This is a genomic window from Planctomycetota bacterium, assembly GCA_035384565.1.
GTDB lineage: Bacteria > Planctomycetota > PUPC01 > DSUN01 > DSUN01 > DAOOIT01.
In genome coordinates this window covers 1-7966 of the sequence record DAOOIT010000127.1, presented here as the reverse complement: position 1 = coordinate 7966, position 7966 = coordinate 1, and the positions used below count along the sequence as shown (strand labels likewise).

Annotated in this window: 8 protein-coding genes; all 8 read left to right on the top strand. The window is 68.8% G+C overall.

Annotated features, from left to right (window positions below):
- Positions 1 to 993, top strand: a 993-nt coding sequence (locus PLE19_23420) for a hypothetical protein (protein HPD17899.1), incomplete at its 5' end; no start/stop codon positions are given.
- Between the two features lies 1 nt (position 994).
- A complete protein-coding gene (locus PLE19_23415) occupies positions 995 to 1981 on the top strand; it encodes a phage baseplate assembly protein V (GenBank protein HPD17898.1) in 987 nt (328 codons plus the stop codon).
- 118 nt (positions 1982 to 2099) lie between these two features.
- On the top strand, positions 2100 to 2357 hold the full coding sequence (locus PLE19_23410; protein HPD17897.1) for a PAAR domain-containing protein: 258 nt from the start codon (positions 2100 to 2102) through the stop codon (positions 2355 to 2357).
- A gap of 4 nt (positions 2358 to 2361) precedes the next feature.
- The gene (locus PLE19_23405) at positions 2362 to 3045 is read left to right on the top strand and encodes a hypothetical protein (protein HPD17896.1); all 684 of its coding nucleotides are present in this window, start codon (positions 2362 to 2364) and stop codon (positions 3043 to 3045) included.
- Positions 3042 to 4562: a hypothetical protein gene (locus tag PLE19_23400; protein ID HPD17895.1), complete on the top strand. Its 1521-nt coding sequence runs from the start codon at positions 3042 to 3044 to the stop codon at positions 4560 to 4562. The genes PLE19_23405 and PLE19_23400 overlap by 4 nt, the downstream gene beginning before the upstream one ends.
- Positions 4563 to 4581: 19 nt before the next feature.
- Positions 4582 to 6027 carry a class I SAM-dependent methyltransferase gene (locus PLE19_23395; protein HPD17894.1) on the top strand — a complete coding sequence of 482 codons (1446 nt, stop codon included), beginning with the start codon at positions 4582 to 4584 and terminating at the stop codon, positions 6025 to 6027.
- A 30-nt stretch (positions 6028 to 6057) separates the two neighbouring features.
- Positions 6058 to 7422 carry a radical SAM protein gene (locus PLE19_23390; protein HPD17893.1) on the top strand — a complete coding sequence of 455 codons (1365 nt, stop codon included), beginning with the start codon at positions 6058 to 6060 and terminating at the stop codon, positions 7420 to 7422.
- A gap of 18 nt (positions 7423 to 7440) precedes the next feature.
- The coding region (locus PLE19_23385) for a hypothetical protein (GenBank protein HPD17892.1) at positions 7441 to 7966 on the top strand (526 nt) is incomplete at its 3' end.

Genomic DNA, 7966 nt, shown 5'->3' with positions numbered 1-7966 from the left:
GACCCGACGATCACCCTCCGCGCCTACGACAAGGGCTTCAAGCTGGCGGGGAAGGAGGCCCAGAAGGTCTGGACGAAGCCGCCGCCGGGCATCCTCTACTCCGAGATCGCGGAGGAGATCGCCGCGAAACACGGCCTGACGCCCAAGGTCACCCCCACGAAGGTCCGGCACCTGCGGATCGTCCAGAGCAATATTTCGGATGCGGATTTCCTGAAGGACCTAGCCGAGAAGGCCCGCGACAAGGACGGGGACGGCGTCACCGGCTACGTCTTCTACGTCCAGGACGACGAGCTTCACTTCCACCCGCCCGCGCTCCAGGAGGAGCCGGCGATGGCGCTGGAGTACTTCACCGACGTGAAGGGCGTCCTCCGCAGCTTCCGGCCGGCGTCGAAGAGCCAGGGGGCCAAGGGGGAAGGGACCGAGACGAAGGCCATCGGCGTGGACCCCCGCGAGAAGGAGCCGGTCGAGGAGACGGCCTCGAACGAGAACACCCCGGAGCGCACGGCCTTGGGCAAGAAGACCTACCTCGTGGACGGGAACACTGGCGAGGAGAGCTACCAGGAGGAGGAGAGCGGCCATGTCGTCGACTCGCCGGAGCGGACGGAAGGCTTCCATGAAGAGCCGGCGCAGGAGCCGGCACAGGACAAGGCCGAGGGGAAGTTCAAGAAGGCCGAGATGGGCCAGGTCGAGGCCACGGCCGTGGCGATCGGCATCCCCGCGCTGAAGGCCAAGCAGAACGTCGAGATCAAGGGCGTGGGGCAGAAATTCTCCGGGGTCTACTACGTCGACAGCGTGCGCCACGAGATCGGCGAGGGCGGCTACTCCTGCGAGCTGAAGCTCAAGAAGAACGCCCTGGGCAAAGGAGCGGGGCAGAAATCCGAGGAGGCCAAGGCGCAGCAGAACGACCGAGAGGCGCCGCCCGTGCCGAAGGAGGAGCCGCCGCCGATGGTGACGGTGGACGCCGAGACCGGCGAAGAAACCGAGGGGAAGTGACGTGCTCGACGTGTACGACAGGGACCAGCAGGAACGGTACCGGCACCGGTGGTTCGGGAAGTACCGCGCGTTTGTACGCGACAACAACGACCCCGAGCGGCTGGGGCGGTGCCGCCTCGAGATCCCCGCCGTACTCGGCACGGGCAAGGACCACTGGTCCGACTGGGCGTCGCCCTGCTTCCCCTACGGCGGGAACCAGGACATCGGCATGTTCCTCGTGCCCGAGGAGGGGGCCTCCGTCTGGGCCGAGTTCGAGGGCGGCGACGTGCAATACCCCATCTGGGTTGGCGTCTGGCTCGCCAAGTCGAACCCCGGGGAGCAGCCCGAGGAGGCCAAGCGCCTGTGCGGCGAGGCCAAGTGCCTCGACTGCGAGGACAAGGCCGACCACGCAGGGAATCCCTCCGACCACAAGGAGCACGGGAAGTTCCACGGCCATCCCGACTACTACTGCCCCCGGCGGAAGGTGCTGCTCAAGACCGAGACGGGCCACACCATCGTGGCCGACGACAAGGACGAGGAGGAGTTCCTGGCCATCCTCGACCGCGGCGGGCAGATGATGCGGTTCGAATGCCCCGTGCTCCTTCCCAAGGACAGGGGCAACGCGCTGCCTCGTCGTACGCGCCAGGCGGAGGCCGGCGACCAGCTCGACATCGGCTCGGACATCAAGGACCAGAAGGCCCGCATCGAGATCACCGACCTCTGCCGCCAGTTCGTCCGTTGGGAGGCATGGAAGGACCGCGAGAAGATCTACGTCCAGTCGAACGACAAGAGCCGCGGCCGCATCCAGCGCATCCTGCTCGACACGACGAAGGGCAGGGAGCGGGTGGTCATCTCCGGCCTGAGCTTCCGCCAGGAGATCATCATCGACTCCACCGCGGGCCGCGAGCACATCTTCGTCCGCGACAAGGTCGGCAGCTTCATCCGCATGGACGCCGTGAACGGCAACATCACCGTGGATGCGAAGAACTTCGTGTTCATCAACCCGTGACGGGGCAGCTGCGAGCGGCGAGCCACGAGCCGCGAGCCTGAAAGGACAAGACAGAATGAGCCTTCTTCTGGCTCGAAGCTCGCGGCTCGTAGCTCGTGGCTGACACAGGGCAAGAGACATGGCCATTCCTCAGGCAAGGCTTGGCGATATGACGAACCACATGGGCTTCATCATCACGGCAGCCGTCCGCACCTACGTCAACGGCCGGCCCGCCGCGCGGCTCGGCGACCTGCACCTCTGTCCGATGCACGGGATCAACCCGATCGTCACCGGCGACCCCGACACGATCATCGAGGGAAGCCCATCGGCCCGGCTGGGCGATCTCACCGCCTGCGGGGCCGTCATCGTCACCGCCAGTGAGGACACATTGGTGTAAAGCCATGACGCTCGACTGCCAGACGCTCGACAATCTGAACCTCGACTACTGGGACGTGATGCCCAAGAGCGTCCGCGTCAACTGCTCCCGGACGCTGATCACGTTCCCGCTCACGGTCTACGGGGCCGATCGCAACCAGATGGAGTACCGCGTCCTCAACATCGGCCTCGCCTCGGTGAACTCCTCCGGCGAGGTGACCCTCGGCACCGTCCGGGGCGTGACCATGATCCTCGCCTGGCGCAAGGGCGACCCGTGCGACGTCCGCTACGTCCAGGTCTCGGTCGAGTGCCCCTGCGACGAGTACCTCTCCGGCGGCGGGGGAGGCGGCACCCCACCGCCCCCGGACGACGACGAGGACGAGGAGCCGCCCGTGCCCGTCTGCGACGGGGCAGAAACGATCACCATGATCGTCAGCGGGCTCACAGGCGTCTGCGCTCGGCACAACGGCACCTACGTCCTGGGCCGCACCCAGCCGGAAATGTGGGTGGACGCCACGGGCAAGGTCGACGTCCGCCGGCTCGGCGAGAACTGGGTGGTCGAGGTCGGCCTGGGCACGCCCTGGCCCGCCCAGGACTACCCCGCCGCCCTGGAGTGCGCCGGCGACCATCCCGTCGGCTCGGGCACCCTGCGCAGCGGCGTCTGCGGCGAGACCGGCCGGTACACCCTCAGCGGGGAGGGGGCCCTATGAGCTTCACGGAACTGCCCCATTGCCGTTCCCGCATGCACTGCGACGCCTGCCGGCACGACCCCGGCTTCCGCCAGAGCCTGGTGGAACACTTCGGGCCGTTCGAGTGCCCTCTCACCGGCAGGATGCCCGCCGTCGTGAACCTGGTCTTCGACACCCGGCCCCTGGTCGTCCACGCCCCCGGCCTCGCCGGGAAGAACGAGCTCTGGCAGGACCTCCAGGCCGAGTTCTTCCAGACCCCGGCGAGGCAGTTCGGGCCCGCCGGCGACCTGACGATCCTGACTTGGAACAACCAGGCCGCCCCCGGCGTCCTCCAGCGCTGCCTCGACCATCTCGGCGTACCCTATCTCGTCCTCGGGCAGGGGGTGAAGGAGTGGAAGAACCTCCACAAGATCCGCCTGACCCGCGAGGCGCTCGGCGGCGTCCAGACCCGCTATGTCATGGGCCTCGACGCGGCCGACGTCCTCGTCCTGGCTCACCCGCTCGCGGTCCTCGAGCGGTTCCAGCGGGAGTTCTCCTGCCGGCTCCTCATCGGGGCCGAGACGCACTGCTTCCCCGAGATCGCGGAGCTCCGGCGGTTCGAGGATTCCCTCCCCGGGGCCACGTCGCCCTGGCGCTACCTCAACTCGGGGATGTGGATCGGGGAGACGGCGTTCTGCCGGGGCTTCTTCGCCGCAGCGGCCGAGGCCGAGCCGTGGCCGGGGGACGAGCGGTTCCTGCGGAGCGACCAGGGCGTTCTCAAGAAGCTGCTCCGGCGCTTCTACCCCGACGTCCTTCTCGACACCCAGTGCCGCCTCTTCCAGAACATCAACCTGCCCCGGGGCGAGGAGGCGGCCTGGGTCGGCCTCGAGAGCCGCCTCTCGCGGGTGACCGCCGTCCTTCTGAACTGGAAGCGGCCCCAGAACCTGCCCAAGGTGCTCGACTCTCTGGCGAGGCAAACGGCCAAGCCCGTCATCTTCCTCTGGAACAACGGCGCCCCCTTCCAGGACGAGCGGGTCCGATGGCAGGTAGATTCCTCAGAGAACATGGGCTGCTGGCCTCGATGGTTCATGGCGTCGCGCGCGGCGACCGAGTTCGTCTGCTCCCTCGACGACGACCTGGTGCTGAAGGACGAGTTCGTCCTCGAGGACGCCCTGGCGTTCCTCGGCCAGTGCGACCCGAACGCGGTCATCGGGCCGGAGGGGGTGAAGCTCGTCTTCGGGAAGCCCTACAGGCACTGCGAGCACGTCGCCCAGCCGGGGGAAGACACCCCCGTCTCCATCATCAAGGGCAGGATGATGCTCTTCCGCAGGAGCGCCTTGAACCGGGTGACGTTCACCACGGCCTTCGACGTGGCGCGGGACGCGGACGACATCGCCCTCTCCTCGATGCTCGCGGGCGGCAAGCCGGGCCGGCACATCGTCCCCGCGCTGTTCCGGGGCCGGCTCGGGGACCTCGAGCAGATGGGGGTCGGCCTCAACCAGAGGCCGGGACATCACGAGCGCCGCGAGGCGGCGCGAAACCGTTACTTCACGGACTGAGCACGAAAGGAGTTCTCCTATGGCGGCATTCCCCACCCAAGAGGGCTATCTGACCCTGGCGACAGGCCACGGGCGCTACGTCGAGTTCGCGGCCAACCTGGCGCTGTCGGTCAAGCACAAGGACCGGCGGCCCATCGCTTTGCTCCACGACGAGCGGGTCGAGGTCCCGCAGACCCTCAGGCCGTTCTTCGACGCCATCATCGAGGCCAAGTCGAGCCGCCTCCTCCCTGGCCTCGACGCCAAGCTCCAGCTTCAGAACTACAGCCCCTTCGAGCGGACGATGTACCTGGACGCCGACTGCCTCATGGCCAAGGGCGACGCCGGCTGTTTCTGGGACCGGCTGAGGGATGTCCCCTTCAGCGTCGTGGGCGATGCCATTCGGCGGGGCCCATACTGCAAGTTCCCCGACGTGGCCGAATTGATCGCCCGCATGGGCCTGCCCCACATGATCCGTCACAACGGCGGGTTCATGTACTTCGACCAGAGCGAGGCCGCCCGGAACGTCTTCCGGCGCGCGCGGGCCTACTACGAGGAACACAGGGACTACCTCTCGTACCGCCACTCGGACCCTGCGCGCGGCCACAACGAGGAGCCGCTCTTCGCCGCGGCGATGGCGCTCCTCGGCCTCAAGCCCGTCCCGCCCCGCGAGAACCTGATGTACACCGCCCGCAAAGGCCCCTACGACATCGACGTCCTGCGCGGGCATTGCGCCTACGGCGAAGACCCCGTGGTCTCGCCGACGTTCGTCCACTTCGTGCGCCTGGAACCCAGGGACGTCTACGTCCGCGAGACGAACCGCCTCCGCCGCTGGTTCGGCGTGCCGCCCTGGTTCCCGCCAGGCACGGACGAGCACGCGGTCGCCATCGAGCCTTTCGCCCGTGTCCCGGCGAAGGCGGACATCCTGCCGCTTCTGCCCCAGGGCGGCGTCGCGGCCGAGATCGGGGTGTTCAAGGGCTGCTTCTCCCAGACGATTCTCGACCTCAACCGGCCGGCGACGCTCCACCTGGTCGACCCCTGGGCTGGCGAAGTCTCCAGCGGCGGGGTGACCGGCCAGGGCGACGAACTCTACCAACTCGTCCTCGGCCGGTTCCAGCGGAAGATCGAGGCCGGCCAGGTCGCCGTCCACCGCAAGACGTCGGCACAGGCGGCCCAGGAGTTCCCCGACGGGCACTTCGACTGGGTCTTCCTCGACGCCAATCATGGCTTCGCCGGGATGATGCAGGACCTCGAGGCCTGGTTCCCCAAGGTGAAGCCCGGCGGCTACATCACCGGCCACGATTACACCGACGTGAAGGGCTACGGCGTCATCCAGGCCGTGGACGAGTTCCGCCAGAGGGCTCCCGTCCACCTGGTGGCCCTGAGCGGCGACGAGTACGCCAGCTTCGTCCTGAGGAAGCGCCTCGCCGGCGAGCCTCAGCCGGTCCTCCGGTGCTCCATCCTGTCGGGCACGCCGCTGTGCCATTAGCCCGTTCCCCGCGCCTGCAGGAGCAACCCTATGGCCGAACGAGCCGTCCTGAACGTCGCCGACCGGGTCAAGCCCGCGGTCTTCGTCAAGCCCGCCCCGCGGCAGGTGTACCGCTTCGAGGCCGGCGGGAAGACGTTCGCCTACGACGCCAACGCCATGACGCTGGCCGTCGGCGGCGGAGGGGACGAGGAATGGGCCTCGCCCTTCCGGCCCGACTTCCCCCATCCGCCGATCCGTGACCACGCCGACACTCTGGTCCTCTGCCTGACGCGGGCCTGCAACCTGCGGTGCCAGTATTGCTTCGTGCGGAAGGGCGACGGCGCCCCGGGTGCGCGAATGACGCCGGACATGGCGCGGCGCGCGCTGGACCTTCTCCTGCCGCCCCACGGGCCGGCGACCGTCGCCTTCTTCGGCGGCGAGCCGCTCCTGGAGTGGGGCCTGCTCACCGAGATCGTCGAGTACGCCCGGCACGTCTATCGCGGCCCGGGCCGCCCGGGGTTCCACCTGACCACCAACGGCACCCCCCTCGACGCCGGCAAGGCCGCCTTCCTCGACCGCGAAGGGTTCGATCTGATCGTCTCGCTCGACGGCCCACGCGACATCCACAACCAGAGCCGCCCCGGCGGCGCGGGGGTGGATTCCTATGAGGCGACGCTGCGCGGCCTGAAGTTGCTCAAGGGGCTTCGCCTGGCGGCACGGACGACGCTCCGCGGCACTTTCGCCGCCTCGGGAATGAGGCTGAGGGAGCGCCTCGAACACCACCATCGCCTGCTCGACGAGGGCCTCGCCGCCCACGTCTCGCTCGAACCCGCCAGCCTGACGGAGTCCGCCTGCGGCGCGGCCGCGCCAGGCCATCCCTTGAGCTTCGACTCCCCCACGGCCGACTGGGGAGCCGTCGAGGCGGAGTATGGCCAGGCCGCGGGATACCTGCGAGATCGCATCCGCCCGCGCCGCGCGGCCTCGTTCGAGCCGCTGGTCCGGTTCGCCCGGCGCCTCGCCTTCCGCCAGGCGGCCTGTTCCGAATGCCAGGCCGGCAACGGCACGGTCTCCGTGGCGCCCGACGGCCGCGTCTGCGCCTGCCATCGCGAGGGACCGAGCGCCGTCGGCAGCCTGGCCGCGGGCGGCTTGGAAGAATCGCTCCGAGCGCCCTGGCTGGACCCCCGCTTCTACCTGAATGCCAGGTGCCTGGACTGCCCGATCCGGCTCGCCTGCGGCGGCCCGTGCCGGCTCGACGCGCTCGAACGCGGGGATCTCCATACGCCCTCGGACGCCGGCTGCAAGCTGCGCCACATCGCGTTCCGCTGGGCGGCGTGGCTCCTCTCCGAACTCACCCGCGACGAGGCGGCGCGCCTGGCCGGCCAGAGGGCGTCGACCTGCTGCGGCCAGAAGACCTGACGCCAAGGGGAATTCGCCATGCTCCAGTGCCCCATCAAGCTCCCCGCTGAGGCCGTGGCGCAGAAGATGCAGTTGGAGCTTCTCTGCGCGATGGCCCAGAAGCTCGACCAGATGGCCGAGACCCTGGCGGAGCAACTCCGGCGCCAGGACGAGCTCAAGCTCCAGGTCGACGACGTCCTCGAGCGCCATCGCCGCGCCGCCGAGCAGTACTTCGCCTCCTTCCCCGACCCCTGCGGGGAAGAACCGTTCGACCGCTGCCCGTTCCTGGAACTGCCTGAGGGTACGAAGCGGCGCGACCTCGACCGAGGGGCATATGTGTTCATCCTGCCCGACAGCACGATCCTCTGCGTGCGCGCCGGCGCCATCCAGGCGGCACTGCCCGATGGGACCATCGAGACCCTTGTGCCCAACGCTGACTACAGGCTCCACACCTCCGATGGCCGGGTGTTCCAACTCGACCCCAACTGCCCGAACTGCCCGCAGCCGCCGGAGGAGCCGGGCGAGGAACCCGACGTCCCCGAAATCCCCGCCGACCCCGCGCAGT